30 protein-coding genes and 1 tRNA gene are annotated in these 26,402 nt (G+C 59.6%); 14 read left to right on the forward strand and 17 right to left on the reverse strand.

What is annotated here, in order from left to right:
* Positions 1 to 26: 26 nt before the first annotated feature.
* Positions 27 to 1,460: a flagellar filament capping protein FliD gene (fliD, locus tag Q0887_RS13945; protein WP_299196436.1), complete on the forward strand. Its 1,434-nt coding sequence runs from the start codon at positions 27 to 29 to the stop codon at positions 1,458 to 1,460.
* Complete coding sequence (locus Q0887_RS13950; RefSeq protein ID WP_299196438.1) at positions 1,442 to 1,834, forward strand: hypothetical protein; 393 nt, start codon at positions 1,442 to 1,444, stop codon at positions 1,832 to 1,834. The genes fliD and Q0887_RS13950 overlap by 19 nt, the downstream gene beginning before the upstream one ends.
* Here Q0887_RS13950 and Q0887_RS13955 read toward each other — a convergent pair.
* Positions 1,831 to 2,706, reverse strand: coding sequence for an alpha/beta hydrolase (locus tag Q0887_RS13955; protein WP_299196441.1), 876 nt, complete (start codon positions 2,704 to 2,706; stop codon positions 1,831 to 1,833). The genes Q0887_RS13950 and Q0887_RS13955 overlap by 4 nt on opposite strands.
* Positions 2,707 to 2,910: 204 nt before the next feature.
* Between Q0887_RS13955 and Q0887_RS13960 the strand changes: the two genes are divergently transcribed.
* Entirely contained in the window at positions 2,911 to 3,435 is a 525-nt protein-coding gene (locus Q0887_RS13960) for a flavin reductase family protein (protein WP_299196444.1), read from the forward strand.
* Positions 3,435 to 4,055 (forward strand): TetR/AcrR family transcriptional regulator, encoded by a 621-nt coding sequence (locus Q0887_RS13965; protein WP_299196446.1) that lies wholly within the window; start codon positions 3,435 to 3,437, stop codon positions 4,053 to 4,055. Before Q0887_RS13960 ends, Q0887_RS13965 begins: the two co-directional genes overlap by 1 nt.
* Before the next feature lie 3 nt (positions 4,056 to 4,058).
* Here Q0887_RS13965 and Q0887_RS13970 read toward each other — a convergent pair whose 3' ends face one another.
* The 3 genes from Q0887_RS13970 to Q0887_RS13980 are packed head-to-tail and all read right to left on the reverse strand — an operon-like array spanning position 4,059 to position 5,935.
* Positions 4,059 to 4,460, reverse strand: coding sequence for a PaaI family thioesterase (locus Q0887_RS13970; RefSeq protein ID WP_299196448.1), 402 nt, complete (start codon positions 4,458 to 4,460; stop codon positions 4,059 to 4,061).
* 6 nt (positions 4,461 to 4,466) lie between these two features.
* Complete coding sequence (locus Q0887_RS13975; RefSeq protein WP_299196450.1) at positions 4,467 to 4,829, reverse strand: cupin domain-containing protein; 363 nt, start codon at positions 4,827 to 4,829, stop codon at positions 4,467 to 4,469.
* Entirely contained in the window at positions 4,829 to 5,935 is a 1,107-nt protein-coding gene (locus Q0887_RS13980) for an S-(hydroxymethyl)glutathione dehydrogenase/class III alcohol dehydrogenase (protein WP_299196452.1), read from the reverse strand. Before Q0887_RS13980 ends, Q0887_RS13975 begins: the two co-directional genes overlap by 1 nt.
* 212 nt (positions 5,936 to 6,147) lie before the next feature.
* On the opposite strand from Q0887_RS13980, the gene Q0887_RS13985 reads away from it, so the two are divergent.
* Complete coding sequence (locus Q0887_RS13985) at positions 6,148 to 6,396, forward strand: DUF6356 family protein (RefSeq protein ID WP_299196454.1); 249 nt, start codon at positions 6,148 to 6,150, stop codon at positions 6,394 to 6,396.
* Position 6,397: 1 nt separating this feature from the next.
* Here Q0887_RS13985 and Q0887_RS13990 read toward each other — a convergent pair whose 3' ends face one another.
* The 3 genes from Q0887_RS13990 to Q0887_RS14000 form a co-directional block, all read right to left on the reverse strand.
* On the reverse strand, positions 6,398 to 7,474 hold the full coding sequence (locus tag Q0887_RS13990; protein ID WP_299196456.1) for a putative sulfate exporter family transporter: 1,077 nt from the start codon (positions 7,472 to 7,474) through the stop codon (positions 6,398 to 6,400).
* A gap of 85 nt (positions 7,475 to 7,559) precedes the next feature.
* A tRNA-Leu gene (locus Q0887_RS13995) sits at positions 7,560 to 7,646 on the reverse strand.
* 108 nt (positions 7,647 to 7,754) lie between these two features.
* A complete protein-coding gene (locus Q0887_RS14000) occupies positions 7,755 to 8,702 on the reverse strand; it encodes a zinc-ribbon domain-containing protein (protein WP_299196459.1) in 948 nt (315 codons plus the stop codon).
* Positions 8,703 to 8,879: 177 nt separating this feature from the next.
* Here Q0887_RS14000 and ftsE point away from each other — a divergent pair, with 177 nt between their 5' ends.
* The 4 genes from ftsE to Q0887_RS14020 are packed head-to-tail and all read left to right on the forward strand — an operon-like array spanning position 8,880 to position 11,844.
* Positions 8,880 to 9,635, forward strand: a complete 756-nt coding sequence (gene ftsE / locus Q0887_RS14005) for a cell division ATP-binding protein FtsE (protein ID WP_299196461.1) — start codon at positions 8,880 to 8,882, stop codon at positions 9,633 to 9,635.
* The gene (locus Q0887_RS14010; protein WP_299196463.1) at positions 9,632 to 10,573 is read left to right on the forward strand and encodes an FtsX-like permease family protein; all 942 of its coding nucleotides are present in this window, start codon (positions 9,632 to 9,634) and stop codon (positions 10,571 to 10,573) included. Before ftsE ends, Q0887_RS14010 begins: the two co-directional genes overlap by 4 nt.
* Positions 10,574 to 10,577: 4 nt before the next feature.
* On the forward strand, positions 10,578 to 11,114 hold the full coding sequence (locus tag Q0887_RS14015; protein ID WP_299196465.1) for a YdcF family protein: 537 nt from the start codon (positions 10,578 to 10,580) through the stop codon (positions 11,112 to 11,114).
* Positions 11,115 to 11,121: 7 nt separating this feature from the next.
* Entirely contained in the window at positions 11,122 to 11,844 is a 723-nt protein-coding gene (locus Q0887_RS14020) for a lysophospholipid acyltransferase family protein (RefSeq protein WP_299196467.1), read from the forward strand.
* A gap of 264 nt (positions 11,845 to 12,108) precedes the next feature.
* Here Q0887_RS14020 and Q0887_RS14025 read toward each other — a convergent pair whose 3' ends face one another.
* Both Q0887_RS14025 and hisC read right to left on the reverse strand, forming a co-directional pair.
* Entirely contained in the window at positions 12,109 to 13,017 is a 909-nt protein-coding gene (locus Q0887_RS14025) for a prephenate/arogenate dehydrogenase family protein (protein ID WP_299196469.1), read from the reverse strand.
* Entirely contained in the window at positions 13,014 to 14,129 is a 1,116-nt protein-coding gene (gene hisC, locus Q0887_RS14030) for a histidinol-phosphate transaminase (protein WP_299196471.1), read from the reverse strand. The genes Q0887_RS14025 and hisC overlap by 4 nt, the downstream gene beginning before the upstream one ends.
* A gap of 97 nt (positions 14,130 to 14,226) precedes the next feature.
* On the opposite strand from hisC, the gene Q0887_RS14035 reads away from it, so the two are divergent.
* Together Q0887_RS14035 and metW are read left to right on the forward strand one after the other, a co-directional pair.
* A complete protein-coding gene (locus tag Q0887_RS14035) occupies positions 14,227 to 15,336 on the forward strand; it encodes a homoserine O-acetyltransferase (protein ID WP_299196473.1) in 1,110 nt (369 codons plus the stop codon).
* Positions 15,333 to 15,938 carry a methionine biosynthesis protein MetW gene (gene metW / locus Q0887_RS14040; protein ID WP_299196475.1) on the forward strand — a complete coding sequence of 202 codons (606 nt, stop codon included), beginning with the start codon at positions 15,333 to 15,335 and terminating at the stop codon, positions 15,936 to 15,938. Before Q0887_RS14035 ends, metW begins: the two co-directional genes overlap by 4 nt.
* A gap of 153 nt (positions 15,939 to 16,091) precedes the next feature.
* Here metW and Q0887_RS14045 read toward each other — a convergent pair whose 3' ends face one another.
* Positions 16,092 to 16,484: a VOC family protein gene (locus tag Q0887_RS14045; protein ID WP_299196477.1), complete on the reverse strand. Its 393-nt coding sequence runs from the start codon at positions 16,482 to 16,484 to the stop codon at positions 16,092 to 16,094.
* Positions 16,485 to 16,627: 143 nt separating this feature from the next.
* Between Q0887_RS14045 and Q0887_RS14050 the strand changes: the two genes are divergently transcribed.
* The 3 genes from Q0887_RS14050 (at position 16,628) to msrB (ending at position 18,519) form a co-directional block, all read left to right on the forward strand.
* Positions 16,628 to 17,038 (forward strand): hypothetical protein, encoded by a 411-nt coding sequence (locus Q0887_RS14050; protein WP_299196479.1) that lies wholly within the window; start codon positions 16,628 to 16,630, stop codon positions 17,036 to 17,038.
* 45 nt (positions 17,039 to 17,083) lie between these two features.
* Positions 17,084 to 17,755: a glutathione S-transferase family protein gene (locus tag Q0887_RS14055; RefSeq protein WP_299196482.1), complete on the forward strand. Its 672-nt coding sequence runs from the start codon at positions 17,084 to 17,086 to the stop codon at positions 17,753 to 17,755.
* Between the two features lie 359 nt (positions 17,756 to 18,114).
* A complete protein-coding gene (gene msrB, locus Q0887_RS14060; protein WP_299196483.1) occupies positions 18,115 to 18,519 on the forward strand; it encodes a peptide-methionine (R)-S-oxide reductase MsrB in 405 nt (134 codons plus the stop codon).
* Positions 18,520 to 19,301: 782 nt separating this feature from the next.
* On the opposite strand, the gene Q0887_RS14065 is transcribed toward msrB, so the two are convergent.
* The 7 genes from Q0887_RS14065 to Q0887_RS14095 all read right to left on the reverse strand — a co-directional run bounded on the left by Q0887_RS14065 (position 19,302) and on the right by Q0887_RS14095 (position 26,308).
* Entirely contained in the window at positions 19,302 to 19,721 is a 420-nt protein-coding gene (locus Q0887_RS14065; RefSeq protein WP_299196484.1) for a hypothetical protein, read from the reverse strand.
* A 143-nt stretch (positions 19,722 to 19,864) separates the two neighbouring features.
* Positions 19,865 to 20,785, reverse strand: coding sequence for a retropepsin-like aspartic protease (locus Q0887_RS14070; protein WP_299196485.1), 921 nt, complete (start codon positions 20,783 to 20,785; stop codon positions 19,865 to 19,867).
* A gap of 24 nt (positions 20,786 to 20,809) precedes the next feature.
* On the reverse strand, positions 20,810 to 21,151 hold the full coding sequence (locus Q0887_RS14075; protein WP_299196486.1) for a hypothetical protein: 342 nt from the start codon (positions 21,149 to 21,151) through the stop codon (positions 20,810 to 20,812).
* Between the two features lie 463 nt (positions 21,152 to 21,614).
* The gene (locus Q0887_RS14080; protein WP_299196487.1) at positions 21,615 to 22,274 is read right to left on the reverse strand and encodes a hypothetical protein; all 660 of its coding nucleotides are present in this window, start codon (positions 22,272 to 22,274) and stop codon (positions 21,615 to 21,617) included.
* Positions 22,275 to 22,288: 14 nt separating this feature from the next.
* Positions 22,289 to 22,699 (reverse strand): hypothetical protein, encoded by a 411-nt coding sequence (locus Q0887_RS14085; RefSeq protein WP_299196489.1) that lies wholly within the window; start codon positions 22,697 to 22,699, stop codon positions 22,289 to 22,291.
* 115 nt (positions 22,700 to 22,814) lie between these two features.
* The gene (locus tag Q0887_RS14090) at positions 22,815 to 25,067 is read right to left on the reverse strand and encodes a peptidase domain-containing ABC transporter (protein ID WP_299196490.1); all 2,253 of its coding nucleotides are present in this window, start codon (positions 25,065 to 25,067) and stop codon (positions 22,815 to 22,817) included.
* Positions 25,067 to 26,308: an HlyD family efflux transporter periplasmic adaptor subunit gene (locus tag Q0887_RS14095; protein ID WP_299196491.1), complete on the reverse strand. Its 1,242-nt coding sequence runs from the start codon at positions 26,306 to 26,308 to the stop codon at positions 25,067 to 25,069. Before Q0887_RS14095 ends, Q0887_RS14090 begins: the two co-directional genes overlap by 1 nt.
* Positions 26,309 to 26,402 lie beyond the last annotated feature (94 nt).

A 26,402-nucleotide genomic window follows, 5' to 3' on the forward strand; every position in this document is an offset into this window, starting at 1 on the left:
TCGCGGCAAAGGCCGTCCTATGAGCCATGGATAATCCCGGCTCTTCAATCATCTCGGCACTCGGCGGCGGCAGCGGCGTTGACTTCCTCCAGCTTGCTAGCGACCTTTCTGAAGCGACCTTCTCGTTCCAGCGCAGCAATCTGGAACAGCGTAATGAATCGCTCGAAGCGCGCATTTCCTCCGCCTCGATCCTGCGCAATGCCTTGACCAGCCTTTCGAGCGCTCTGGGTGACAGAGTGCGCAATGGCGACCTTTCGCCGCGCGCGACTATCGGCAATCCTGCGGTTGCCAGCGTCTCTACCACGCCGGGGATCAGCCCGACGGGCACCTATTCGCTCGAAGTGTCGCAGCTGGCGCAGGGGCAGAATCTCGTTTCGCAAAGCTATACCGGTTCCGGCGATCTGGTCGGCGAAGGCACGCTCAATATCCGCTTTGGCACTGTGAACGGCGCCAGCTTTACCGAAGACACCTCGCAAAGCGCGCTCAACATCACCGTTGATGCGAGCGACACGCTCGAGACGCTGGCGGGCAAGATTTCGACCGAGAGTGGCGGCAAGCTCGATGCCTATGTCGCCAATGGCACCAATGGCGCGCAGCTGGTGGTGAAGGGCGAGGATGGCGCGACGAATGGCTTTGTTCTCGACGGGCAGAGCAGCGCGCTCTTGCCTCTCGCGCAGCCGGGCGATCTGTCCTATCTCTCATGGGACCCCTCCAGCGATGCGGGCGAGCTGCGGCAGGGCGCGCAGGACGCACTCTACGAATTCGACACCGTAGCCCTGAGCAGTTCGAGCAACACGATTACCGGCCTGCCCGAAGGCATCTCGCTGAGTCTCACCGCGACCAATGTGGATGCGCCGACCTCTATCTCGTTCTCCAACAACACCAGCGCGATCACCGATGTGATGAACGATTTCGTTGCCGCATTGAACGACCTTGCGGGACTGCTGAACGATGAAGCGGCGGCCTTTGGCGGTACTTTGGCCAATGATCCGGGCGCGCGTGAATTGAAGCGCGACCTCGCCCGGCTGACCAGCGAGACCGTGATGCCGACCGCTGCCGAAGGTGAGCCTTCGACGCTCGCCGATCTCGGCCTTACTACCAATCGCGATGGCACATTCAGCCTCGATACCGAGCGTCTTGCTGAGACGCTGGCCGCCAGCCCCGATGGCGCGGCAGCGATGTTCACCACCGGCGCATTCGGCGTCTTCGCGACGATTGACGGGCTGGCGCGCGACAACACGCTGACCACCGATCCGGGGTCGCTGGGCGGCTCGCTCGGTCGTTATGAAGGCCAGATCGAGCGCAATGACGAGCGCCTGACCAAGATTTCTGAGCAACAGGAAGATTTGCGCCTGCGCCTGACCCGCCAACTGGTCGCCGCCGAGCGCCAGATCTCCTCCTCGCAATCGACCTTGACCTTCCTGCAGCAGCAGATCGAAGCTTGGAACGGATCGAACTGATGCAGATGCTCGCGCGCAAACCGGCCGATGCCTATCGCCGCGTCGACCTCGATGCGCGGATCGAGGCATCTTCGGGCGAAGAGCTAACCGTAATCTGCCTCGAAGAGGCGAGCGCGGCACTGGCGCAGGCGCTGGTTTGTGTTGAGCGCGAGCCTGCCACTTCGCCGCGCGATGCGCTGGCCCGCGCGCATGGCATCCTCGTCTCGCTGGCGCGCGGAGTGAGCGATGACAACCCGCTGCAAGAGGCAATGCGGCTGTTCTATGGCGGATTGTCAGCAACGATCGCGCGCAATTTGTCACGCTGCGAAGCGGTCGATCTGCGGCAAGCCCGGCGTGACATCGCCGACTTGCTCGAAGTCGTCAGACCAGCCTAGCGCGCGGCGAATTCCGCAATAATCCGCGCCGCATCGGCGGGGTCTTCAAACGGATGGAAATGCGTTCTGTCGGGACGCGGCATATCTTCGCCCTTGGACATGGTTGATGCCAGAAGCGGCCAGGTTGGCGAGCTTTTGAAATCGGTGAGCTTGGTCTGCTTGGCGCGCACCACCAGCACCGGAATCTCGATCGAAGCGACCGCGTCGTGAATGCCGACATTGCTGCGGCTGGACCCGTAAACGCTTGCTTCCATTTCAGGCGAACAGGCCAGGACGTAGCCGCCTTTGCCGTCTTCGGTGAGGCCGTGCTGGCAGTAATCCTCGAACACGCGGGCCTCGAACAGGGCATAGGGATCGCGCGCAGCAAAGCGTTCCATCATCGCTTGCGGGGAGGCAAAGTCGCGCTTGCGCCGGATCGCGGGGTGGGGCGCGTCGGGGGTGAAGAGCTCCGAGCCTTCCACGTAATAGTCAGGCGCGAGGATGACCGGATCGAACAGAACCAGCTTACTGAATGCTGGCCCGTTATCAGCCGCGCATTGAGCCAAAGTCAGCCCGCCCATAGAGTGCCCCACGCCAACCGCGCCGCGAATGCGCAATTGATCCAGAAACGCGCTCACATCCTCCACAATCGTGCGCCAGCTGTCGATTGGCCCGCCTGTGCTGCGGCCATGCCCGCGCAGGTCGAGCGAGATAACCCGCCGGTCAGGAAAAGCCTCGGCAATCGCGCTGTAGCAGCGGCCATGAAATCCGGTCGCGTGGGCGATCAGCAGCGGTGCTTCAAGATTGCCCGCCGCCCCGCGCCATTCGTTAAAAGCAAGGCTGATCCCGTTGACCGCGACTGTGCGGGTGACCGGTTTTGCAGGCTTCGTCATCGGTTGCGGTTTCCTTGGATCGGTTAAGGCCCGCATTGTGTGTCTTCGCGCGGCGCTTCGGGCAACAGTGATTTTGGTAGTCAGGCCTGGCGATTGCCGGGGCGTTATTGACAATCTTGCGCCTGTGCCCGAACGCCTTTCTTGATTATCCGGGGCGAGGCCCCATTCTCTTTTCTGCACATTATGCCACCGCCGGAGTTTCCCTTGCACAATATTCAGCCGGCAAAATCTGCCAGCACTGATGAAGTGCAGCGCGAGTTTCGCCGCGCGATGGGCCTGTTCACCACCGGCGTGTGCGTGATCTCGGTCCCTTCTGGCCAGCAGGGGGTGAGCGCCATGACGGTGAACTCCTTCCAGTCGGTGTCGCTGGATCCGATGCTGGTGTGCTGGAGCATCCAGAACGATGCGAGCCAGTTCGATCTCTACAATGATTGCGAGCGCTTTGCGGTTTCCATTCTGGCAGACGATCATGCCGAACTGGCCCGCCGCTATGCCGCGCGCGGCGACACTTTGCTGCGCGTCGACGATTTTGTGCAAAGCGATGGCGGCTTGCCGATCATCGACGGCGCGCTTTGCCATTTCGAATGCCGCCGCTGGTCTGAATTTGTCGCAGGCGATCACACTATTATCTTTGGCGAAGTCACCGGCATGAGCGCGAGCGAAGCCAATACTCCTGCTCGAGCACCGCTTGGCTTTTTTAACGGCACATTTTGTTCTATCGGCAGTTGATGGTCGTAGAAACACTTCAGGACGCGCAAGATGATACGCGCGAAAAACTGCTTGCAGCGGCGCATCGGCAATTTGCCGATCGCGGGTTTTATGGCGCAAGCATCGCGCAGATCGCAGGCGAGGTCGGACTGACCAAGCAGGCGCTGCTGTATCATTTCAAGCGCAAGGAAGACCTTTACAGCTCGGTGCTCAAAGCGATTGCCGAGCGGCTGCTGGCAGCGATGCGGGCTGGGGTCGATCCGGCCAAATCGGCAGAGCAGCAGTTTGAGGACATCATCCTTGGCATTTACACGGCCGCGCGCGCGAACCCGCTTGATTCCAAAGTGCTGATGCGTGAGATTCTGGACGACCAGCGCCGCGATGCTCCGCCTGAGGAATGGTTCTTCCGGACCTATCTTGATGAAATTATCGCAGCGCTTGATGCCGTTGCCGGAATGGCGAAACTGCCGCGTTCGATCAAACTGGCGCGGATTTACCTTCTGATCTCCACCATCGAATATTTCTCGGCGTCAGAGCAGGTGCTTCGGCGGTTCTATGGCGATGAGGAATATGCGCAGATTTCGGCCGATTATCCCGAAGAGCTGCGCGCGCAGATCTACCACCTGCTTGAGCGGCGCTAGCCTTTAATACAGGATCATCTGGGTGCAGCGGAACAGCGCGAGTTTGCGCCCGCTTTCGCGGTGTGTGACGGTTGATGTCCAGACCTGCGTGGTGCGCCCGAGATGATCGGCCTGTGACCTTCCCGCCAATGTCCCTTCGCTCGCTGAGCCGAGGAAGTTCGATTTGAGCTCAATGGTGGTGTAGCCCTTTGCGCCTTTGGGCAGGACCTGCCCGGCCGCAAAGCCGCAGACGCTGTCAGCAAGCGCGATCATGCTGGCTGCATGGAGCGCATTCGCGCCTGAGCGCAGGTGATGCTGGCGGATCACCATTTCCGCCTCCAACCAGCCTTCGCCTTCATCGACCAGAGTGATCCCCATATGCGGGACAAGGCCGCCTGCTTCGGGGTGGAAGCGATTGTCGGCCATTCTGCTCTAGACCTCTATCGGAGTGAAAGCGGTGGCTTCATCGCCGGTATTGGGCGTGCCATCTGCGTCCATGACCAGCAGCTTGACCTCGCCCTTGCGTGCGCAGGGACGGTGTTCGACCCCGCGCGGCACCACGATCAGATCGCCGGTATGCATCGTCTCGGTCCGATCGCGGAATTCCATGTCGAGCTCACCTTCGATCACCAGAAACAGCTCGTCGGTATCCGCGTGATGATGCCAGTGAAATTCGCCATCTATCTTTGCCAGCCGCACTTCGTTGCCGTTGTAATGCGCGGCCAGACGCGGCGCCCAATGGTCGGAGAACAGCGCGAACTTGTCCGCAAGGGTGACCTTAGCTGGCGCGGTCATCAGTAAACCACCACGCTGCGGATGCTCTCGCCTGCATGCATCAGGTCGAAGCCCTTGTTGATCTCTTCCAGGCTGAGCTTGTGGGTGATCATCGGGTCGATTGCGATCTTGCCGTTCATATACCAGTCGACGATCTTGGGTACATCGGTGCGGCCCTTGGCTCCGCCAAACGCCGTGCCGCGCCAGTTGCGCCCCGTTACCAGCTGGAAGGGCCGAGTGGCGATCTCCTTGCCCGCTTCGGCGACGCCGATAATGATCGAGGTGCCCCAGCCCTTGTGGCAGCATTCCAGCGCCTGCCTCATCACATCGGTGTTGCCGGTGCAGTCGAACGTGTAGTCCGCGCCGCCATCGAGCATCTCGACCAGATGCGCGACAACATCCGAGGTGTCCTTGGGGTTGACGAAATCGGTCATCCCGAACTTGCGGCCCCATTCCTCGCGCGCCGGATTGATATCGACACCAACGATCCGGTCAGCACCCGCCATCTTCGCGCCCTGCAGCACGTTGAGGCCGATCCCGCCCAGACCGAACACCACCACATTGTCACCCGGCTGAACCTTGGCGGTGTTGACCACCGCGCCGACGCCGGTCGTGACGCCGCAACCGACATAGCAGCTGGTGTCGAACGGCGCGTCGGTGCGGATTTTGGCGACCGCAATCTCGGGCAGGACGATGAAGTTCGAGAAGGTCGAACATCCCATATAATGGTAGATCGTCTCGCCCTTATAGCTCATCCGCGACGTGCCATCGGGCATCAGGCCCTGACCCTGCGTGGCACGGATCGCGCTGCACAGATTGGTCTTGCCTGACAGGCACATTTTGCACTGACGGCATTCGGGCGTGTAGAGCGGGATGACGTGATCGTCGGGCGCGACCGAAGTAACGCCTGCACCCACTTCGCGCACGATCCCTGCGCCCTCATGGCCAAGCACGCTCGGGAAAATCCCCTCGCTGTCCAACCCGTCCAGCGTGTAGGCGTCGGTGTGGCAGATGCCGGTCGCCATAATCTCGACCAGCACTTCACCGGCTTTGGGCCCTTCGAGATCTAGCTCGACAATTTCGAGGGGCTGTTTGGCAGCGAAAGCGACGGCGGCTCTGGTCTTCATGTTGGGGCTCTCCGGCAATTTGGCTGTCCGGACTAGCATAGCGGCAAGCGCAAGCGAAAGCGGCTTTGCGCAGTCATCATCGAACGCGATCAAGATCATTCCTGCAGCCGCAACCATCAGGGGTTCAGACGCGCGCCGAATTGTGCCATTGGCTTGCGCTTGATCCAGCGCGGGCACTTGTGCTGCCCGCTAGAAACTTTCGGGACCAACTGATGAAAATCTTTACCCAGCATCCGGCCAGTATCGGCGAAACCTATGGCCAGCATTTCGCTCACGCGTCAGGTTTTGGCGTGGCGATGCTTTCCGGCGGCTTTGCCTGCCTTGTCCATGCGGTGTTCCCGTGGCTGTGCGAGCGGACCGGCAGCGACACGATCCGCCGCCTCTATCGCTCGATGGTCACCAACCGCGCTGACATCGCCAAGCTCGACGAGTTGGAAAGCCACTTTGACTGGGTGATCTGAGCTAGATCAGGAAGTAAGCCAGCGCCAGCGCGGCTGCAAAAGAGGTCAAGGTCGCGCCAATCACCGGGGCGAAAGTGCGCCACCCGGCTTGCATGATCAGACCGAGTTCGGATCGCATCGCGGTTGATATAACCGCGATCAGCAGCATAGCCTTTGACGCGATCAGGCCGCTGCTGGTGATTTGCTCAGGGACCGGCACGAATGAATTCACGGCAAGCACGGCGAGGAACAGCAGGATGAAACCGGGCATCGCGAAGCGCGGTCTTGCCGCCGCTCCTGCTTCGCCCTTGGCTTTTGCAGCCAGAAACAGCGCCAGCAGAGCAACCAGCGGGGCGAGCAAGGCTACCCGCGCAAGCTTGACCACCGCTGCGACCGTTCCGGCTTCATCGGAAATCGCATAGCCGCCGCCAATCGCCTGCGCGACATCATGGATTGCTGCGCCTGTCAGAAAACCGGCCTGCTCATCGCTCAATGAAAGCCAGGTGGCGACCAGCGGATAGGTGGTGAGCGCAATCGCGCTCGCAATTGTGATGCCGACCAAGGTGATGGTGAACTGGGTATGCGAAATGCGCTTGTCCCCGATCACGCCATACAGCGCGAGCGCGGCGGAAATCCCGCAAATCGCGGTCGCGCCGCCTGCAAGAATGCCCGCTTCGCGCGACTCGCCCAGCAATCGCGCAAACAAAACTGCACCCAGCAGCGCAGCTACCATTACCGCGATCAGCGCGGCAAAGGGGGTGAGGCCCATCTCCATGATCTGCCCAAGCGTGACTTGAAGGCCCAGCAGGACGATCCCGACCCGCAGCAATGTGCGCGAGGCAAAATCAAAGCCAGCATGCGTGCGCGCATCCTGGGCAACAAAGCTCATCGAAAAGCCCAGCAGCAATCCGGCGAGCATTAGCGGGAAGCTATAGGTGGCACTCAAGAAAGCCGCCGCCATTGCGGCGATCCCTGCGATCAGCAATCCAGGGACGAGCGCAGTGATTGTGGGCTTGGTCTCAACCTCGTCCGCATAGGCGAGCTCGCCAAACAGATCGCCCATATAATAGGATTCATGCGGTGACTTGCCCGATTTCACGCGTTTCTTTCCCCAAATGCCTGCGCACACCCATAGGCCCAGCCATGCCGGCTTTCCTAGCGTGTTTATCCAGCTTTGAGAGAAATGGTGCGGTCGAGAAGACTCGAACTTCCACGGGCGTTAGCCCACAACGACCTCAACGTTGCGCGTCTACCAGTTCCGCCACGACCGCACTCGGGTGATGGGAGGCGTCAGCGACGCTCCCCTCGGTAGGCGCGCGCCTCTAGCAAGGGGCTGTGATGCGCGCAAGCTCTTTGATCGCGCAATCGTGCAGATGCGATCAGTTGGGCGCCCAGCCGATATAGGCTGCCTTTGCGGCAGGCGGGATATCGGTGATCGCTTCGGTCACATTCAGGCTCTCGCCCGGTGCAAGTTCACGCTTTGACGGAACCACAACCCAGTTGCCGACATTGCGCTCGCGCTCGTCACGGAAGACGACCAGCAGGCTGGGCACGCTGACGCTTTCCTGACCGGTGTTGGAAATGCTTCCGCGCACCCGGAATATCTCTTCACCCGATTCGAGCAGCTCCTTGCGCTGCTGGGTGTCGGGAAAATCGAGTTCAAGATCAGCCTGACCGATGCCAAAGGTCGGCCGCTGGATCGGCAGCCAGTCGGGCAGGCCGTAATAATTGACCGCGACGATTGTGCCGGTTGCCAAAGCTGCAAAAACCGCCGCGGCAATGGTCCACATTTTGAGCGAATTGCGGCGGCGCGAGAATGGCGGGGAGTAATCGAAGCTCGACCCCTCGTCCTCATCATAACCTTCGTCGAAATTGTAGTCGGGATCCTCGTCGTAGCTCTCGCTGGAGCTTTCGCCGGCAAGCGGATCGACGCCGGGCGCGAAGTCTTCCTCGCTCTCCTCTTGCTCTGCCTCAGCCGCAGGCGGTTCTTCGTCCGCACCCGCCGGGACAGCGCCGCCGCTTTCAAAGCCCTGATAGGACGGTTCGCTAGGCGTTGCGGTTTGCGCATGGTCGCCGGTGCGCCAGTGGCTGACTGAGGGAGCCGCTGCCGGATCGGGTGCTTCGGCCTGCGGCTCTGGCTCCGTTGGCGCCGGAGCAGGTGTCGGGCTCGGCGCGGGGCTTTCTGCTTGCTGTGTCAGATCGAGCGGTGGCGGATCCTGAAACCAGCTGTGTTTGCATTTGGCGCAGCGCACAGTGCGACCGTCGCCGCCAATTGCGGTTTCGGGCACGACATAGCGTGTTCCGCAGGCTGGGCAGGATATGATCATTGCGCTTGATGCATGTGCCAGCGGCGGCTTGCAGACAAGGGGAGGCGCCGCGCTCTGTCCCGAATTGCGCGCTTTTTCCACATTACCGCGCCGATATTGTGCGCAAGCGGCGAATTGAGGGGGCAAAGCGGTGCCTTCGCCCTTTCCCCGAGGGAATCCCGCTGATAAATCCGCGCCATGAATGACCGGCCAGCCGAGATTGTAAAATTCGACAATGTCGGCCTGCGCTATGGCACCGATCCTGAAGTGTTGAGCGATCTCAGCTTCACGCTTTATCCCGGCAGTTTCTACTTCCTCACCGGTGCCAGCGGTGCGGGCAAGACGAGCCTGCTCAAGCTGCTCTATCTCGCGCAGCGCCCTTCGCGCGGGGCGATCCGGATGTTCGGCAAGGACATGATCACTCTGCCGCGCCAGCGCCTGCCCGATTTCCGGCGAAGGCTTGGCGTGGTGTTCCAGAACTTCCGTCTGGTTCAGCACCTCTCGGCCTTCGACAATGTCGCGCTTCCGCTCAGGCTGGCAGGAACGGATGAAACCCGCGTGGTCAAAGCGGTGTCCGACATGCTCGATTGGGTTGGCCTGTCGCACCGCGCGCATGCCATCCCTGCGACCATGTCAGGCGGGGAGCAGCAGCGTGTGGCGATTGCGCGTGCGGTGATCGCGCGGCCGCAAATGCTGATCGCTGACGAGCCGACCGGCAATGTCGACCCGGAAATGGCGCTCAAGCTGCTGCGCCTGTTCGAAGCGCTCAACAACCGCGTGGGCACAACCGTCATCGTGGCGACCCACGATGTCCACTTGCTCAAGAAAGTGCCCGATTCGCTGATCATGCGGCTCAATAAGGGCCAGCTTTCCGATCCGACCGGCGCGCTGCGCTATCCTCCGCGACCCGCTTCGAAATCCTCGGGCACCAAATCCGGTGGAGGCAGCGCATGACCGACGCTCCACCACAACCCGAAGAGGGTGCTGAAAAGGCTCCGCAGAACACTGCTCCCAAGCGTATGGGCAACGCAAAACTGCTGCCGCCAACACGCTTTGGCGGGCCTATTCCCTGGGTGATCGCAATCCTGATCGCATTGGTCGTGATCGCCGCAGCGGGCGGATTGGCGCTGCGCAATCTGGCGGAGAATGCGCGCGCGGACCTGTCGGGCGCAGTGACGGTGCAGATTGTCGAAGCGAACGCCGAAATACGCGCGGCCAGTGCAGATGCAGCCGCGCAGGCGCTGGGCAATCACCCGCTTGTCACCTCGGTGCGCGTGGTGCCCGAGGCGGAGCTGGCTGAATTGCTCGAGCCATGGCTGGGCGCCAATGCGGCGAGCGGCGATGTGCCGATACCTGCGCTGATCGATGTCGAACTGTCGCGCCGCGCCTCGGCAGACGAAGTCGCCCAATTGCAGGCCGCGCTCGATTCTGTGGTCGAGGGCACGCGGGTTGATGCCCAGTCAGAATGGCTGCGTCCGGTCTATGATGCGCTCGCCGCGCTGCAATATCTCGCGCTCGTGCTGATCGCGCTGATCGCCTTTGCCACTGCAGCGGCCGTGTGGCTGGCGGCGCGCACCGCCTTTTCCAATCACCGCGAGACGGTGGAGGTCATCCACTTGCTGGGCGGAACCGACGCGCAGGTCACCAGGATATTCCAGCGCTCGGTGCTGCGCGATGCGGCGTTTGGCGCGATTGTCGGCCTGCTGCTGGGGCTGGGCGCGGTCTGGCTGCTCGGCATGCAATTTGCCGCGCTTGATAGCGGAATGGTCGGCGGAGGGGGGCTAGACTGGGCAGACTGGCTGGTGATCGCCGCGATTCCTGTCGGCGGCGTTCTGCTGGCGCTCATAACAGGGCGCATAACCATCGGCTTTGCGCTAAGGTCGATGTTGTAGGCCCATGAAGATCATCCGCTACCTCCTTTCCGGCACTGTGCTCGTATGGGCGCTCGGCTTCCTGTGGTTCGCTGTCTCGCTGCCGCAACCGGCAGACGGACTGACGACCGATGCGGTTATCGTGCCCACCGGCGGCGCGGGGCGGATCGCGCAGGGGCTCGAGGTGCTCGATCAGGGTCTGGCGACGCAAATGCTCGTCACCGGCGTTGATCCCGAAGTCACGCCGGAAGAATTCGCCGCCGAATTCGAAGTGGACGAAGCGCGAATGGATTGCTGCATCACGCTGGGCTTCCGCGCAGTCGATACGCGTAGCAACGCCACCGAAACCGCAGAATGGGTCGAAGCCAATGCAATCACCTCGCTGCGGCTGGTCACAACAGACTGGCACATGCGCCGCGCGGCCAACGAATTGCACCGCAAAATTCCATCCAACGTAAAAGTGGTGCGGGACGCCGTGCCTTCCGAGCCGAGCCTTGCCAGCCTGTTCCTTGAATACCACAAGCTGATCGCCAGTTTCGCGGCCGGTCTTTTGGGGTTTTGAGGCAGTCTTGGCCTATCTTCGCAGTCTGATTTACTACCCCCTCTTCTACGGGTTCAGCGCCTGCCTTGTCGTGGCATCGGTGCTGGCGATCCCGTTCGGGCGCGAGCGGCTGAAGAAGGTCGTCGCGCTATGGGGCCGGTGGCATCACTGGTGCGTCGAGAATATTCTCGACATCAAGATCGTGCAGGAAGGGGTGATCCCGGACGAGCCGGTTCTGATCGCGGTCAAGCATGAGAGCTTCTTTGAAGCGATCGACATGCCGCGGCTTTTTTCCTTCCCGACAGTCTTTGCCAAGCAGGAGCTGTTCTGGATCCCGGGCTGGGGTTACTCCGCCAAGATCTACGGGCTGGTGCCCGTCGCCCGCGACAAGGGGGCCAAGGCGCTGCGCAATATGATCGCGACCGCCAAATTGCGCATCAATGAAGGCCGCCCCTTGGTGATCTTCCCCGAAGGCACGCGGGTAAAACACGGCGCAGAGCCGCCTTTGCAATCGGGCTTTGCCGGTATTTACAAGCTGCTGGGCCTGCCGGTCGTGCCAATCGCGGTGGATAGCGGGCCGACCTATCACAGAATCGTGAAGCGACCCGGCACGATCACCTACCGCGTCGGCGAGATGATCCCCGCCGGCCTCCCCCGCGCCGAAGCCGAAGCTCGCGTGCACCGGGCGATTAATGCGTTGAACCGGGGTGAGAGTGTGAGTGATAGTGGCTCGGTGGCTGCTAGCGCTTAGTGGACAGGCCGATGTGTGTTTCCGCGGAGTCTTTGTTTGCGTGGACGCATCCGCGCCCACGTCCTCGCTAGACGTGCGGCAAGCCGCACCCGCTGCGGGCGCCCGGTCGGGCTTTGACTGCCGTGACCAAGGATCAGGAACAACATTCGTGGCTTGGAATGGGTCGGTCCGCGACAGCGGGCCGCAAGGGCGACCGCCCGTCCGCAGCGGGCGCATCTTTGATGCGCGTCTAGCGAGGAGTTCGCCCGGAGGGGCGAACACAAATCATAAATGATCCTCGCGCCCGAAGTCGGGGCGATCATCGTCTTGCCCTTCTTCGATCACCGCGCGGCGGATGGTGCGGGTGCGGCTGAAGAGTTCGTGCAAGGTCTCGCCATCGCCAGATCGGATCGCGCGTTGCAGCGCGGTCAAATCCTCGGTGAAGCGCCCGAGCATTTCGAGCACCGCGCCCTTGTTGGAGAGGAACACGTCGCGCCACATCACCGGATCGGAGGCGGCGATGCGGGTGAAGTCGCGGAAGCCACCTGCGGAATATTTGATCACTTCGGAGCGGGTGACTTCTTCCAGATCGCTCGCCGTACCGACGATGGTGAAGGCGATGAGGTGGGGGATGTGGCTGGTCACAGCGAGGACCAGATCGTGGTGCTCTGCGTCCATCAATTCGACATTCGCGCCGAGAGCAGACCAGAACTCTGACAGGCTGGCGATGGCGGCCTCATTGGCACCTTCTGGCGGGGTAAGAATGCACCAGCGATTGGTGAAGAGCGAGGCAAAACCGGCGTCCGGCCCGCTCTGCTCCGTGCCTGCGACCGGGTGCGCGGGAATGATCGTGTGACCGGGCAGCGCGCGGGTGAGCGCTTCGGCGACGCTTTGCTTGGACGAGCCGACATCGGAGATGATCGCGCCGTCTTTGAGATGCCCGGCAAGCTCGCGCGCAGCCTCTTCCATCGCGCCGACCGGCACACATAGAACAACCAAATCGGCCTCGCGCACGGCCTCTTGCGCACTGTCGCAGATGGTTCCTGCAAGGCCCAACTCGGCAGCCTTGGCGCGCACGTCTGGATCGCGGTCATAGCCGGTGGTTGTGATTTGCGGGGCGTGTTCCTTAACCGCGAGGCCTATCGAGCCGCCAAGCAGACCCAGCCCGATTATCGCGACATTGCGGACGCTCATGCCGCTTCCCCGCATAGGGTGCGCAAGGTCGCGGTGACTTTCGCCATATCTTCGCTTGTCCCGATGGTAATCCGCAAGGCATCGCCCAGACCCTGTCCGGGCAAATGCCGCACGGCATATCCGGCCTCGGCCAGAGCATCGAGCGCGGCCTCGGCTTTCACCTCGCCCTCGAAACGCACGAGCACGAAGTTCGCCTCGCTCGGCACCGTGCTGATCCCATGATTGCCCAGCGCAGCCATGGCTTCGGCAAAGCGTGCACGTGTTGCGGAATTGTGCGAGCGGCTGTGCTCGACAAAATCGGTGTCGCCTAGCGCGGCGAGCGCAGCTTTCTGCCCGCTGACGGTCACGTTGAACGGCCCTCTGATCCGGTTGAGGACGTCGATCAAGGCAGGCGCGCCGGTCGCCCAGCCGACCCGCTCAGCGGCAAGACCGTGGATCTTGGAAAAGGTGCGCGTGACCAGCACATTGTCATGCGCGGCGGCGAGGTCGAAGCCGACCCGCTGGACCTCGGGCGCGCAATATTCGGCATAGGCCTCATCGACCACCAACAGCACGTCAGAAGGCAGGCCAGCATGCAGCCGCTCGACTTCAGCGGGCGCGAGCCAGGTGCCGGTCGGGTTGTTGGGGTTGGCGAGGAAGACGACGCGGGTTCGCTCCGTCACAGCCGCCAGCATCGCATCCACATCAGCGGTGAAGTCCGTGTCCGGCACCTCGACAACGCTAGCGCCGCAGCGCCGTGCCGCGATGTCATAAACGGCGAAGGAGTGGCGGCTGAACAGCACCTCATCGCCCGCGCCTGCAAAGCCTTGGGCGGCGAGGTTGAGGAGCTCGTCCGAGCCGGTTCCGCACACGATCCGCTCTGCGTCGAGCGCGTGATGCTCGGCCAATGCTGCACGCAGAGCATTCGCGTCGGGATCGGGGTAGCCCGCTGCTTCTCCGCGCGCTGCTTCCAGCGCCGCCAAAGCCGCCGCGCTGGTGCCCAGCGGGTTCTCGTTCGCCGACAGTTTGACCAGCGCGCGCCCGTCGCTCGCCGTCGCCTTTCCGGGCACATAGGCGTGGATGCCGAGGATGTAGGGCTTCGGGGCCGGAGCGGGTTTGGTGCGAGCAGTCATATCGCGCGCGGCGATAACCGCTTCGCTGCTGCAAGAACACCCCATATGATCTCGGCCAATTGACTTCGCATCATAGCTCGCCCAATCCGCTCACCCGATGAATGCCGCCCCCGCCTCGAAGGTCTATCAGCTTCCCAACGCGCTCCCGCTCGACAGCGGGCAAGCGCTCGAAAGCGCGCAGGTCGCGTATGAGACCTATGGCGAGCTGGCAGCGGACAAGTCGAATGCGGTGCTGATCTGCCACGCGCTGACCGGCGATCAATATGTGGCGAGCGAGCATCCCGTGACCGGCAAGCCGGGCTGGTGGGAGCGAATGGTCGGACCGGGTAAGCCGATTGATACGGACCGCTTTCACGTCATCTGCGCCAATGTGATTGGCAGCTGCATGGGCTCGACCGGGCCCGCGAGTCCGGCGGCGAGCGAGGGACCGGACGGCGCTCCCTATGCGATGCGCTTCCCCGTCATCACGATCCGCGACATGGTGCGCGGGACGGTCGCCTTGCTTGACGGCTTGGGGATCGAGCAGCTGCACAGCGTTGTCGGCGGATCGATGGGCGGGATGCAGGCGCTTAGCCTCGCCGCCAACTGGCCGGAGCGCGCGGCGCGGGTGCTGGTGGTCGCCTCCACCGCAAGGCATTCGGCGCAGAACATCGCGTTTCACGAAGTTGGCCGGCAGGCGATCATGGCGGACCCGGCCTGGGGCGAGGGAGACTATTACGCGAGCGGGGCCAGCCCCGACAACGGCCTGGCGGTGGCGCGGATGGCGGCGCATATCACCTACCTTTCCGAAGAAGGGCTGACGGAGAAGTTCGGGCGGCGCTTGCAGGATCGCACGTCCAAGAGTTTTGGTTTCGACGCCGACTTTCAGGTCGAGTCCTATCTGCGTTATCAGGGCAGCGGCTTCACCCGCCGCTTCGATGCCAATTCCTACCTCTATATCACCCGCGCGATGGACTATTTCGATCTTGCCGAAGAGCATGGCGGCAAGCTCGCCAATGCCTTTGCAGACAGCACCGCGCGGTTCTGTCTGGTGAGCTTTGACAGCGACTGGCTCTACCCCACTGCCGAGAGCCGGCACATTGTCCACGCGCTTAACGCAGCCGGAGCGAAGGTGAGCTTCGTCGAGTTGAGCGCGCCCAACGGCCATGACAGCTTTCTGCTCGAACACGAACAGCTCGACCGCGTGGTGCGGGGGTTTGTCGAATGAGCCAGAGCCCAAACTCAACCCTGCGCCCTGACCTCGCGGCGATTGCCGACCATGTCGCGCCCGCATCGCGCGTGCTCGATATCGGCTGCGGCGATGGCGGGCTCATGGGTGTGCTCGAAGCCGACAAGCAATGCGATGTGCGCGGGATCGAGATTGACGGGAGTCTGGTCGAGCGCTGCGTCGCGCGCGGGCTTTCGGTAGTGCAGGGCGATGCCAATATCGACCTTGCCGACTATCCCGACAAGGCGTTCGACTATGCGATCCTGAGTCAGACGCTCCAGACCGCAACACGGCCGGACCTGATGCTGGACGAGCTTCTGCGGGTGGGCCGCCGCGCCTTTGTCTCGTTCCCCAATTTCGCCCATTGGCGCACCCGAACCGCGCTGCTGCTCGGCGGGCGGATGCCGGTCACGCGCGCGCTTCCGGTCAGTTGGTACGAGACCGAGAACATTCACCACGTCACCGTTGAGGACTTCTGCGACCTCGCCACTGCCAAAGGCGCGGTGATCGAGCGGCGGTGGTTCTTTGCGAATGAGCGCGCCATTTCACCCATCGGGGCAAACTGGCGCGCTGAGTTCGCGGTATTTGAGCTGAGTCGGTAGCCGTTTGTTTGCGGCTCGCTAATGCTCGCGTGCCGTAGCCACCCGCGCCCTCCACCCTTCCACCCGGAGCCTACCGGGACACAATCCGGGTGGAAGGGTGGAGGGCGCGGGTGGCTACGGCCAAGGGACGGGCGGAGGCCCGTCCCGCACGTATCAAGAAGGCCGGTGGATGCCGCAGACCTTGTGGCCGTCGGGATCGGTGAAGTAGCACAGGTTCATCACGCCCATGCTGCCCTCGCGCGGGCCGGGAGGGTCTTCGATGCTGGTGCCGCCATTGGCGACCGCGACATCATGAAGCTCTTGGATTTGCTCCAGCGAATCGCATTTCAGGCCGATGGTAAAGCCGTTGGCGACATTGGCCGGCTCGCCATTGATCGGCTCGCTGATCGAGAAGGTGTCGCCATTGTGGTTGTAGAACAGCCGCGTCTGCCCGGTGTCGTTGACATGGGCGAAGGGCTCGCCCGCGCCCAGCACGCCGAGAACCGCATTGTAGAAGGATTTGGACCGTTCGATATCGTTCGAACCGATCATCACGTGATTGAGCATGGTTTGAGTCTCCTGTTTGAAACCTGTCTCTGTGAGGTAGGGGCGCGCCAGCGGCTCCACAAGAGTGTTCTTGGCAGTTCATGCGCGACCCTCTCTCGCATTCCCGTAGCCAGCGGTTCATCTGCGCGCCTATAGGAAGAGGCATGACCTCGCTCTTCCTCGCTGCGATTGCGGCACCGCTCGCCCTTCAGGCTGCCGCGCCCTCTACCGGCACCGCCGAGACTCCCGCCGCGCCCGCGATCGCGTCCTTCGATGAGCTGCCGATCGAGCAGTCCGCCGCGCCGCGCTGCGCGATTGCCTTTGCGGTTGTGTCCCGCTGGCAGAAGGCAGGCGATGCGCGCGGTGCGCCCTATGACGACATGGAAACCAATGGCGGGCGCGAGTTCTTCGTTCAGTCGCTCGCCGCACTGATGGAGCAGGCGCAGCTGCAGCAGGGCGACGTGCTGGATCTGGCCTTTGCCGAGGTCGACAAGCTCGACAATGCCGATGGCGCGCTGCGGGTTGAGGCGATGATGCCAGCCTGCCTGTTGATGAAGGAGGCCGCGGGTCTGTGAGAGCGCTGGATTCGTCTTCGCACTTGCGGCAATAGGACGGACACGATGTGGCAACTCTACCAATTCCCCCTGTGTCCCTTTTCGCGCAAGATCAGGCTGCTGATGGGCGAGAAGGGCGTTGCCTATGATCTGGTGCGCGAGGACCCCTGGGCGGCCTCCGACCATTTCCTCAACCTCAACGCCGCTGGCCGCACGCCGGTTCTCGTGAACGAGGAGAAGGGGATCACGCTCGCCGATAGCCGCGCGATCGCTGAGTATCTCGAAGAGACCATCGACACCTCGCCAATGATCAACGGCACCGCGACCACCCGGGCTGAGATCCGGCGGCTGGTCGCTCTGTTTGACGAGAACTTCTACAACGATGTCACCGCCCCGCTGCTGCTGGAGCGGATGAAGAAGCGCATCGTGCTGCGCCAACCGCCCGACAGCCGCGCTTTGCGCGAAGCGATGCGGATGGCGCACGGGCATCTCGACTATATGGACTGGCTGATCGACAACCGCCCGTGGCTGGCCGGATCGACCATGAGCCTTGCCGACCTTGCCGCCGCCGCGCAGATCAGCGTGGCCGACTACCTTGGCGGGATCGACTGGGCCGGGCACGAACAGTCGCGCGGCTGGTACTCTGTGTTCAAGAGCCGCCCGAGCTTCCGCCCGCTGCTGTCCGAACGCATGGACGTGATCAAGCCGCCTGCGCATTACGCGCTTGTCGATGGCTAGGGGGTCGATGGCTAGGCTGATCGGGCTGGACTTGGAACGCGCAGGCCGCCTGTTTAAGAAATTGACTTTCTCCCCAAAGCTCTGAAAACACTGCGCGAATGCCGGTTTCGGCGTGGGCAATGTGTCAACTTTCACTTTCGGCGCACCAAAACCACCGTCACCCCTGCGCAGGCAGGGGTCTATCCACGCTATCGAGGTCAGCTGGGCCCCTGCCTGCGCAGCGGCGACGGGATTGGTGTTTTGCACGAGGCCAATCTACCAATCGCGCGCGCTGTAGGAAAACTCGAAGCCTGTCCTCAGCCGCTTGCAGATCGCGCCTTCGGCCCCGATATTGGGCGCCCAGTTGAAAGGCACCTTTTATGAGCGATGATCCCAAAGCCCTCACAGAAGCCGAATGGCGTGAGCGCCTGTCAGCCGAGCAGTTCCACATCCTGCGCGAAGCGGGCACCGAGCGCGCCTTTACCGGCGAATATGACAAGTTCTACGAAGCGGGCGAATATATGTGCGCAGGCTGCGGCACGCGGTTGTTCATCAGCGCGGCCAAATACAATAGCGGCTGCGGCTGGCCCGCCTTCACCAAACCGGCAGAAGGCGGCACCGTGGACGAGCACCGCGACACCTCGCACGGCATGATCCGAACCGAAGTCACCTGCGGCAATTGCGGCGGCCACCTAGGCCACGTCTTCCCCGACGGCCCGCCCGAAGAAGGCGGCCTGCGCTATTGCATCAATTCGGCTGCGCTGAGCTTTGCGCCCGAGGAGTAGGGTGATGGCGGCTTAGAAGCGAAGGTCGCGTCTGGTGCCTATGACCAGGGCTGGGTGTGATAGCGGACGTAGCACGAGGCCGCAGTCCATTTGTCAATGAACTCCCACGCGCACCAAGACTGCAGGCTCTACCTAAGAAAAGTACGTAGATCGATTGAGATGGCGTTTGGAAATTGCGAGAAGTTTGGGCCGAGACAGTGGTGATTCGGCGACTTGCCCTCGAAAAATTGGGCCGTTTTGAGATATAGGAATTCGGCTATTACCAGCATAAGAGAATGGATCCAGGTCGAGCGCTGGATGCATCGTTGATCTGTTCATTGCCACAGGCAATATTCCGGTCAGCCTTCAATCATTCGCGGGTAAAGTCCAGGCGCTCAAGCCAATCATTGGCATTGAAGCGCAGCATCAATCGCTGACGCTGATAATTCGTCGGTATAAGTGATCCAAATTTCCGAACGCCCGTCAATCAACTTTGTACTTACTCTAATGCGGCCGTCGTCGGCTATAAATGTGCTCCCATTGCCGCAGTATCCACCTACCGATCCCTTCCCTCCGCAGACCCCAACTCGTGTCAAATTGGGGTGGAATTTTTTGGAAGCAATATCGACACATCTACTAACCGAATAAATTGAACGATCAGAATCCAGCTTCCAAACGCCAACATCTTTCCGTTCAATCCGATCAATATAAATTGCCAGTGACGCTAAGATTATGAGAATACCTGACAAATAGAAAATTCTATTATTAAGAATTCGAATCACTATTACACCCACTTTCGATCGTTATTTGACAGTGATCTGCAATACTGGAGCATTATTTAAGACGGCCTGATATTGCTCCTGGCAAGCGCTCGGGCCTCCCCTTGAGCAATGGTAGATAACCGCAGCATTTGAAAACCTCGCCGCATATGCATCGTTTGCGGATTCAAAATTTGCCAACATTCGTTCGAGCTCGCCGATATTTGAAGCTGGAGCGAAAATCGAACCGGCCACACAGTTGCCTTCAATTCTCGAGTATTGAATATTCAGAGCGAGAGCCAGATCGAACCGGAAATGCTGGCGTAGCGCATAGGCAGCAAAGGACAAATCTTCCCGCACAAATCCTTCTTCCGGAATGCATAGATCCACTGACATCAGGCTCGAGTATGACGGCGGCCTAAAGTCAGCTTCAGCAACGAACAAAAGGTCGGAGATGTCGATCATGTCAGACGTGGGAATTCCTGCCCTTTCGAAGAGCACCAAATCGCCAAATGAACGGTCGCTTCTGTCAGACTATTGCCAGTTTCCAAACGGTGAAACTTGGGGTGAATGCGAAAATTCCTTTTCAAATTACAGACTTAGCGCGCCTACCTTTGAACGATGGTCAGTTTTCCTGCCGCTTCGTCTACCACTACCAATTTGTCCAAGAAGTATGGGAAGCCGATATGCCCATCGATACTATCATCAGGGTGATCTAACCGCGTGGTTCTAACAATCGCCGAAAACCGGCCCACATCGAGTCTGGTGTTTTGGCGTACTTCAGACGCTCTCACGTTTCCGGTAGCATCGGCGCTCATCGTTCGCTCAACGCCAACATTGTCGGAGAAGAAATTTTCCCAAGAATGTTCGAAAATGGTCAATTGATGATTGCTTCCTAGATCCAATTTCAGCCTGGCAGGTTTCCCATCGACCAATGTGTCGATGACACCATTTACCATCGTCAGATTTTGGATGTTGCCACCAGACAGGTTCATTGTCCCGCTTGGAACGAATAACACTCGACTGAATTGCGGGTCGACAACGTAAGTCAGATTACTGAGAACATCATTACCAAGCACCAACCCAATTCGACGACCAATACGCGCTGAAATGGGTTCAAAATCGACAGCATACAGATCGGCGGTAAACTCAATTTGTGTTGGGATATTGAGATTGATCTGCCGAGCGACCCGTGTTTCGAGCTGGCCAGAAGGAGCTCGGATTCCATTTTGCAACACAGTTAGATCGCTTCCAACTGCCTCGGCAAGGCTTGTGTCGATAACCGTGTTCGCCGCGCCATTATCCAATAATATCCAAACTTCCTGCCCGTTCACCAGCGCTTTGAAAAAGACGACCCCTTTACTGAGATCAACAGGCATCAATTCCGGGCTACCAGAGTGGAGAAAGTCGACTTCGAATGTGTTGGCTGTAGTCGGGGGGCTCGGTGTACTGCTTGATTCGCTTGCCTGAACGGCCTGCACTGCAAGTGCAGTGCAGGCCAAAGCGAGCAGAGAGACTAAACGTACCATTCTGCTGTTACCTTATTCAGTTATCTAGAATGTGACACTGATTCCACCAGAGATACTAAAACCTCCATTGCCTGACACTGAACCAGATACTGATCCTGTCACACCACCACCAAAGTCAACGTTATAGGTTCCGGATGCCGTTTGACTTAAGACATTTCCAGTTATGCTGAAATCAGGAGTAGTAATCGTAACGGTAGGGATATTCAAATTATTCAAATCAAACTCGAGGCTAATGACGCCAACATCTGTCAAGGCATTGATCGTCAACGATCCGCTACTTGGATCGACCTCCGCACTGACACCTCCGCCCAGATCAATGTTGCTGTCGCCGTCTGCGCCGTAGACGATAATACCCCATTGAGCCAAAAACTGGTCCAACCACCATCAAACTTGAAAAACAATCAAGTTTTCAAAGGTTTTGTTGGTAGCGGAGGAGGGACTTGAACCCCCGACACGCGGATTATGATTCCGCGTATAAGCAGCGGAATACTGCGGCTCTAGCGTCTCATGTTGCACAGGTGTTGCATTGAGCCAAATTCACCGGCTGCTATTGAGTGGGACTTAGCGCCCCTACAATGTCCGAAACTTGAGGTTGGTTACAGCCAACTAGTCAAGAGAATTGTCGCAGCGCAGAATTGGTATTAAACTGGGTAGATAAACCTCATGGCGCCAAACAAAGTGCTGCCAGCTTGTATTGCGAGCACAACACTTGCCATCCAGTACCCCCAAGCTGTTTCAGGGTTTTTTCGCGCCAAAACCGTGCAAAAATAGGCAAGCCCCCCCAAGGCCAAGAACCAAGAAATGAAGGCAATCAAGTAAAGTGCAAATATCACCTCTCTAAAACCCTTACCCTTCCAGCCGTTAATTCTTCCATTCCTCTTGGTGGAACCACATAGAATGGATTTCTTGATTGAAAAACAAAGTTGCTACAGCCGTTAGTATTTCCCGCCAGTTTGGGCGAGCCTTTTTTAAATTCCAATGCGTCTAGGATAGCATGGCTCCATTCCCTCGCTGAAACAACACCTTCAAAGTTTCCTTCATACCAATCCGCTCGCTTCTGGATACAGTTTGGAATTGAGAAGCTAGCGCGCTCTAGCAGGACCAATGCGACAATGGGGTTCATGTGAAATTTAATTGATGCACTCTCGGTAAGAATTACTGGTTTCTCTATTGTCATAAGGAGTTCGGCACATGCGGAATGGCAGATTGCTCCTACAACGACACCTGCAAACTTGTCATCAACCAGTTCAGAAAGTTCAATCATAGCATCGGCATCTCCGCCCGGTGAGTTAATAAAGAGCCATGGTTTGTGAGTTGCAATCTTCTCGCCGTGCTCCTCTAGATTGCCTCTAAGATCATCAAGTGCCTCTTCGGAAATTGCGGCAGTAAACCCAAATACGGGGGCAGACTCATCGAAGTTTTCGACAACCGTATCACGGTCCTCTGCACGGAGGAATGATGTGTGTTGGACGGCCAGAAGGCCGCCCAACAATGTTGTCGCAATTAACCGTTTGCGCAATGGTCTGCAGCCTGTGTACGGTCCATGTTCTCGGTTTGAGCCGGATACTCATAGCCGAGGGCTTCACCTAGGTTATCAATCAACTGACCGAGCGGCCCTAAGTAATTATTCCCTTCTGACGCTCGTGTGTCTTGTATGTCTTCTGTGCCTGCATCGACGCACGAATCGAAGTCTGCCCATACCCCGCCGTCTGCATCAATGAAATAGCCTGTGTTTTGGTCAATATAGCCACCGCCATCGCCATTTTGCACCCAGCCAAACGCAAGAGCAGCGCCGTCTGTCGGTACAAGACTGAAGGTAAAATAGTCTGGCTGGTCATCCCCCAACGGATTCAAAGCTGCGTCCCCGTCAATATGGAGAACTTCGCCTCCGCCTACCGCTTCGATCTCGGTCATGTCCAATGTCCTAAAACCAGTCTTCGTTTCTATCACATTTTTATGAAGCATGCGCCTCTCTCCATTTGTCTGCACCTTTGTTGATTCCAACCGAGGCGGCGCAGGTTGACCTCAGCTAGTTTGTCACATCTGAAACATCGTTGTTGTCGGTGTCTGATGCGGGATTGGTTTGGGGTGCGGCAGTAGATGCATTCTGCGATTGCAATTGTGCGAGTTGGGCTTTGCGTTGTGCTCGCATCTTTGCCGCAAACTGTCGGTCGACTGCCTGCCCGGCCATGACCTCGAAAACCTCCTGCGCCGCCTCCAACGTCGCGGGTCTATGTGCGACAGCGATGCGGGTGATCTCCAACGTCTGAAGCGTCTTCAGAATCTTCGCTTCGTTTTCGGCGTCGAGGTTCGCGGTGCCCTCGTCGAGGATGAGGACCTTGGGATCGGGGTAGAGCGCCCTTGCGAGCAGCACCCGCTGCAACTGCCCGCCGGAGAGGACCGAGCCCATGTCGCCGACGAGCGTTTCGTAGCCCATCGGCATAGCCTCGATCTCGCCCTCGATCTGCGCCATGCGGGAGACTTCGCGCACACGGTCCATGTCGATCTCGGGGTCGAAGAAGGCGATGTTTTCGGCCAGCGATCCGGCATAGAGCATGTCGCCTTGGGCCACCGAGCCGATACAGCGGCGATACTTGGATTTGCGGTACGATGAGATCGGACGCTCGCCGAGACGGATAGCTCCGTTGGTCGGTTCGAACAGGCCCATCAGGATCTTCATCAGCGTGGTTTTGCCGCCGCCAGATGGGCCGGTGATCGCGATAAATTCGCCGGGTTCGATCTTAAGATTGACACCTTGAAGCACCATCGGTTCGTTGGTGCCGTAGCGATAGAATACGCGGTCGAGCAGCAGTGGCTTGGTAAAGTCAGGTTCTTCGTTGCTCTTTTCCGCTTCGCCCTCTTCCAGCGGTGACAAGGCGATGTCGGCGATGCGGGTGAGGTGGACCTTGACGATCTGGTAGTTGATCATCTGCTCGGTCAGCCGCATTCCGGCGTCCAGGAACTGCTGCTTATAGGCCTGGAAGGCGAAGATCATGCCGATGGTCAGCACGCTGTCGAACGCCAGACCGATCGCGATATAGACGAACAATACCCGCTCGGCCCCGATGATGAACTGCCCCAGTGCATCAAACCCGGCTTGTAACCGGCCCAGCTTTACCTGCGCGTTGACCGCATCCGCCTTGCTCTTCTGCCACAGGCGCTGGCGGTTGCCCTCCTGCCCGAAGGCCTTGATCGCAGAGATACCGCGCACACTCTCGATAAAGTTCGAGTTCTCCTTCGCCATTGTGGTGATGACATCGAGATTGCGCAGCTTGATGGATTGCAGGAACGCAAGCCGCAGACCGACATAGAGCGCCAGCGCGGCGCAGGCGACCCCGCCAAGCAGCGGCGAGTAGACGAACATCAGCGCCAGTGTGAGGATCGCCATCAACCCGTCGACAAAGGCCGCGATCATCCCTTGGCTGATCAACTGGCTTATCGGCTGCGTTGAACCAAAGCGCGAGATGATGTCGCCGACATGACGCTTCTCAAAATAGTCGAGCGGCAGCCGCATCAGATGCCGGAACAGGTTGACGATCACCTGATAGGATAGCGAGTTGGAAAGCGTCACCAAGACCAGCGAACGCAGCCAGCTTGCGAGCAAGTTCACGATCACCAGCCCGCCAAAGCCCAACGCCAACATCAGCAGCAGATCGCTGTCGAAGGCTGGGAACACCGTGTCGATCGAGATTTGCAGGAAAAACGGCGTGGCCAGCACCACCAGCTGCATCACCAGCGACAGCAGCACGATCTGCCTGATCGTGCTCCAGAAGCCGGTCATCTTTGACCAGAGCTGGGTGATATTGAGCTGTTTGCGCTCGATCTTGGGCTTGAAGCTTTCCGAACGCAGCAGATCGAGCGCAACACCGGTCCAGTGCCGCGACACGTCCTCCTCGCTCAGCACCAATGCGCCGCGAGCCGGATCGTGGATGTGATAACGCCGCCCACGCACGCCGCCGGTGATCGCGGTCAACACAACGAAGTGATTGAGGTTCCAGTGGAGGATCGCCGGCATGGCCAGATGCGGCATATCTTCAACTTCACCGCGCAGTGGCCGCGCGTTGAAGCCGATGTCTTCGGCAACCTGCATCACCTGTTTAAGGTTCGCGCCTTTGAGGCTCATGCCATAACGCTGGCGCAGCGCGATCAGGTCTGTCTTATAGCCGTGAAAGCCAGCCACCATCGCAAGACAGGCCAGCGCACACTCACTCGCCTCACCCTGCGGTATATAAGGCGTCTTCTGCCGCCCTGTGAACTCAACAAGATCAAGCGGCGAATTCATCAGGTTCTATTGAGCACCGCGTTTAGGGGTTGAAGAATCCAAGCAAGGAAACTCTGGCGCTCGAGCACGATATTGGCTTGCAGTGTCATGCCCGGTTGCAACGGCGCGGGTTCGCCGAACGCCTCGATGCGCTGTTGATCTAGGTTGACCCGAACGCGGTAAACCGGCTCCTCGAAGGGAAAGGGAATTTCGGTCTCGCGCGGATCAACCGCTATGCGTGAGATTGAGGCAACACGGCCTTCGAAACTGCCAAAGCGTTGATAGGGAAATGCGTCATAAAGCAGGCGTGTCTCCTCGCCCGGTTCAACGAACCCGATCGAACGTGTGGGAGCATATAGCTCCGCTTGCAGCTGAGCATCGGTCGGCACAATCACCATCAAGGGTCGGGCGGTTGCTGCAGCGCGCCCCTCTCCGGTTGTTAATGCGGTTACACGTCCGGCGATTGGTGCCTTAATCACATAGCTCTGCTCACCTTCAAGTCGGGCTTGCTCCGAAAGCATCGACTGAAGGTTGCCCTGGATTTGTGAGATGCCCTGAGCGGCATCGATATTGACGCTGGCAAGCTGACTGCGGGCCTGTGTTGCATCTGACAAATGAGCTGAGCGACGCTGCTGGAGGCTGGCGAGCGATTGTTGCGAAGAAAGAAGTGTTTGTCTGCGCCGCTCAAATTCGACTTGCGAGACGAAACCCTGCTCGACCACTTCGACAACCCGGTCGAATATCTCCTGATTGGAAGCGACCACCTGTTCTTGAAGTGCGATTTGCTCGCCAAGGCTCGCCGCCTGATCTTCAGCCGAGGCGATCATTGCCGTCAGCCGTGAGCGCTCAGCCGAGGCTCGGCTCCCTGCCAGAACAACCTGTGCCTCGCTTAGCTGCCTGCGCGCCTCAATCGCTCCGATCCCGCGGCTCGCAACGTCCCCGCCTGCTGCGGTTTGCCGATCAGAGTTGATGACGAGCAAAATCTCGCCCTGATCCACAAGCTGGCCTTCAACCACATTGAGTTCGACGATGACACCAGGCTGCGGCGCAATAACCTTGGCACTGGGAATATCGGTAACAAGGATGCCGGGAACCGTCTCGATACGAGCATAGGTCCCAACCGAAACCCAGATCGCCGCAATCGCAAGGATGACAAACAGCGCGCCAGCAAACAGTTTGGTCGAAAGCGGCTGGGTAAATACCACTTCGCCATGCAGCCGATCCTGGGTGGCCTCAACGACCTCTTTGCGAAACAGTGTCAATTGCGATCCCGAACTCTTGATTCGCAATGTACGCTATCGGAGTCGGTGTTTCCGCCTACTTCAGAAAATCTGTAGTGCGTTGAATTTCGCGGTA

This window comes from uncultured Erythrobacter sp. (genome assembly GCF_947492365.1).
Lineage (GTDB): Bacteria > Pseudomonadota > Alphaproteobacteria > Sphingomonadales > Sphingomonadaceae > Erythrobacter.

Excerpts from the sequence above, each read along its gene's own strand:
- fliD (WP_299196436.1), top strand. The coding sequence starts at position 27 with ATGGATAATCCCGGCTCTTCAATCATCTCGGCACTCGGCGGCGGCAGC.
- Q0887_RS13955 (WP_299196441.1), bottom strand. The coding sequence starts at position 2,706 with ATGACGAAGCCTGCAAAACCGGTCACCCGCACAGTCGCGGTCAACGGG.
- Q0887_RS13965 (WP_299196446.1), top strand. The coding sequence starts at position 3,435 with ATGGTCGTAGAAACACTTCAGGACGCGCAAGATGATACGCGCGAAAAA.
- Q0887_RS13970 (WP_299196448.1), bottom strand. The coding sequence starts at position 4,460 with ATGGCCGACAATCGCTTCCACCCCGAAGCAGGCGGCCTTGTCCCGCAT.
- Q0887_RS13975 (WP_299196450.1), bottom strand. The coding sequence starts at position 4,829 with ATGACCGCGCCAGCTAAGGTCACCCTTGCGGACAAGTTCGCGCTGTTC.
- Q0887_RS13980 (WP_299196452.1), bottom strand. The coding sequence starts at position 5,935 with ATGAAGACCAGAGCCGCCGTCGCTTTCGCTGCCAAACAGCCCCTCGAA.
- Q0887_RS13985 (WP_299196454.1), top strand. The coding sequence starts at position 6,148 with ATGAAAATCTTTACCCAGCATCCGGCCAGTATCGGCGAAACCTATGGC.
- Q0887_RS14000 (WP_299196459.1), bottom strand. The coding sequence starts at position 8,702 with ATGATCATATCCTGCCCAGCCTGCGGAACACGCTATGTCGTGCCCGAA.
- ftsE (WP_299196461.1), top strand. The coding sequence starts at position 8,880 with ATGAATGACCGGCCAGCCGAGATTGTAAAATTCGACAATGTCGGCCTG.
- Q0887_RS14010 (WP_299196463.1), top strand. The coding sequence starts at position 9,632 with ATGACCGACGCTCCACCACAACCCGAAGAGGGTGCTGAAAAGGCTCCG.
- Q0887_RS14015 (WP_299196465.1), top strand. The coding sequence starts at position 10,578 with ATGAAGATCATCCGCTACCTCCTTTCCGGCACTGTGCTCGTATGGGCG.
- Q0887_RS14025 (WP_299196469.1), bottom strand. The coding sequence starts at position 13,017 with ATGAGCGTCCGCAATGTCGCGATAATCGGGCTGGGTCTGCTTGGCGGC.
- hisC (WP_299196471.1), bottom strand. The coding sequence starts at position 14,129 with ATGACTGCTCGCACCAAACCCGCTCCGGCCCCGAAGCCCTACATCCTC.
- Q0887_RS14035 (WP_299196473.1), top strand. The coding sequence starts at position 14,227 with ATGAATGCCGCCCCCGCCTCGAAGGTCTATCAGCTTCCCAACGCGCTC.
- metW (WP_299196475.1), top strand. The coding sequence starts at position 15,333 with ATGAGCCAGAGCCCAAACTCAACCCTGCGCCCTGACCTCGCGGCGATT.
- Q0887_RS14045 (WP_299196477.1), bottom strand. The coding sequence starts at position 16,484 with ATGCTCAATCACGTGATGATCGGTTCGAACGATATCGAACGGTCCAAA.
- Q0887_RS14050 (WP_299196479.1), top strand. The coding sequence starts at position 16,628 with ATGACCTCGCTCTTCCTCGCTGCGATTGCGGCACCGCTCGCCCTTCAG.
- Q0887_RS14055 (WP_299196482.1), top strand. The coding sequence starts at position 17,084 with ATGTGGCAACTCTACCAATTCCCCCTGTGTCCCTTTTCGCGCAAGATC.
- msrB (WP_299196483.1), top strand. The coding sequence starts at position 18,115 with ATGAGCGATGATCCCAAAGCCCTCACAGAAGCCGAATGGCGTGAGCGC.
- Q0887_RS14065 (WP_299196484.1), bottom strand. The coding sequence starts at position 19,721 with ATGATCGACATCTCCGACCTTTTGTTCGTTGCTGAAGCTGACTTTAGG.
- Q0887_RS14070 (WP_299196485.1), bottom strand. The coding sequence starts at position 20,785 with ATGGTACGTTTAGTCTCTCTGCTCGCTTTGGCCTGCACTGCACTTGCA.
- Q0887_RS14085 (WP_299196489.1), bottom strand. The coding sequence starts at position 22,699 with ATGACCGAGATCGAAGCGGTAGGCGGAGGCGAAGTTCTCCATATTGAC.
- Q0887_RS14090 (WP_299196490.1), bottom strand. The coding sequence starts at position 25,067 with ATGAATTCGCCGCTTGATCTTGTTGAGTTCACAGGGCGGCAGAAGACG.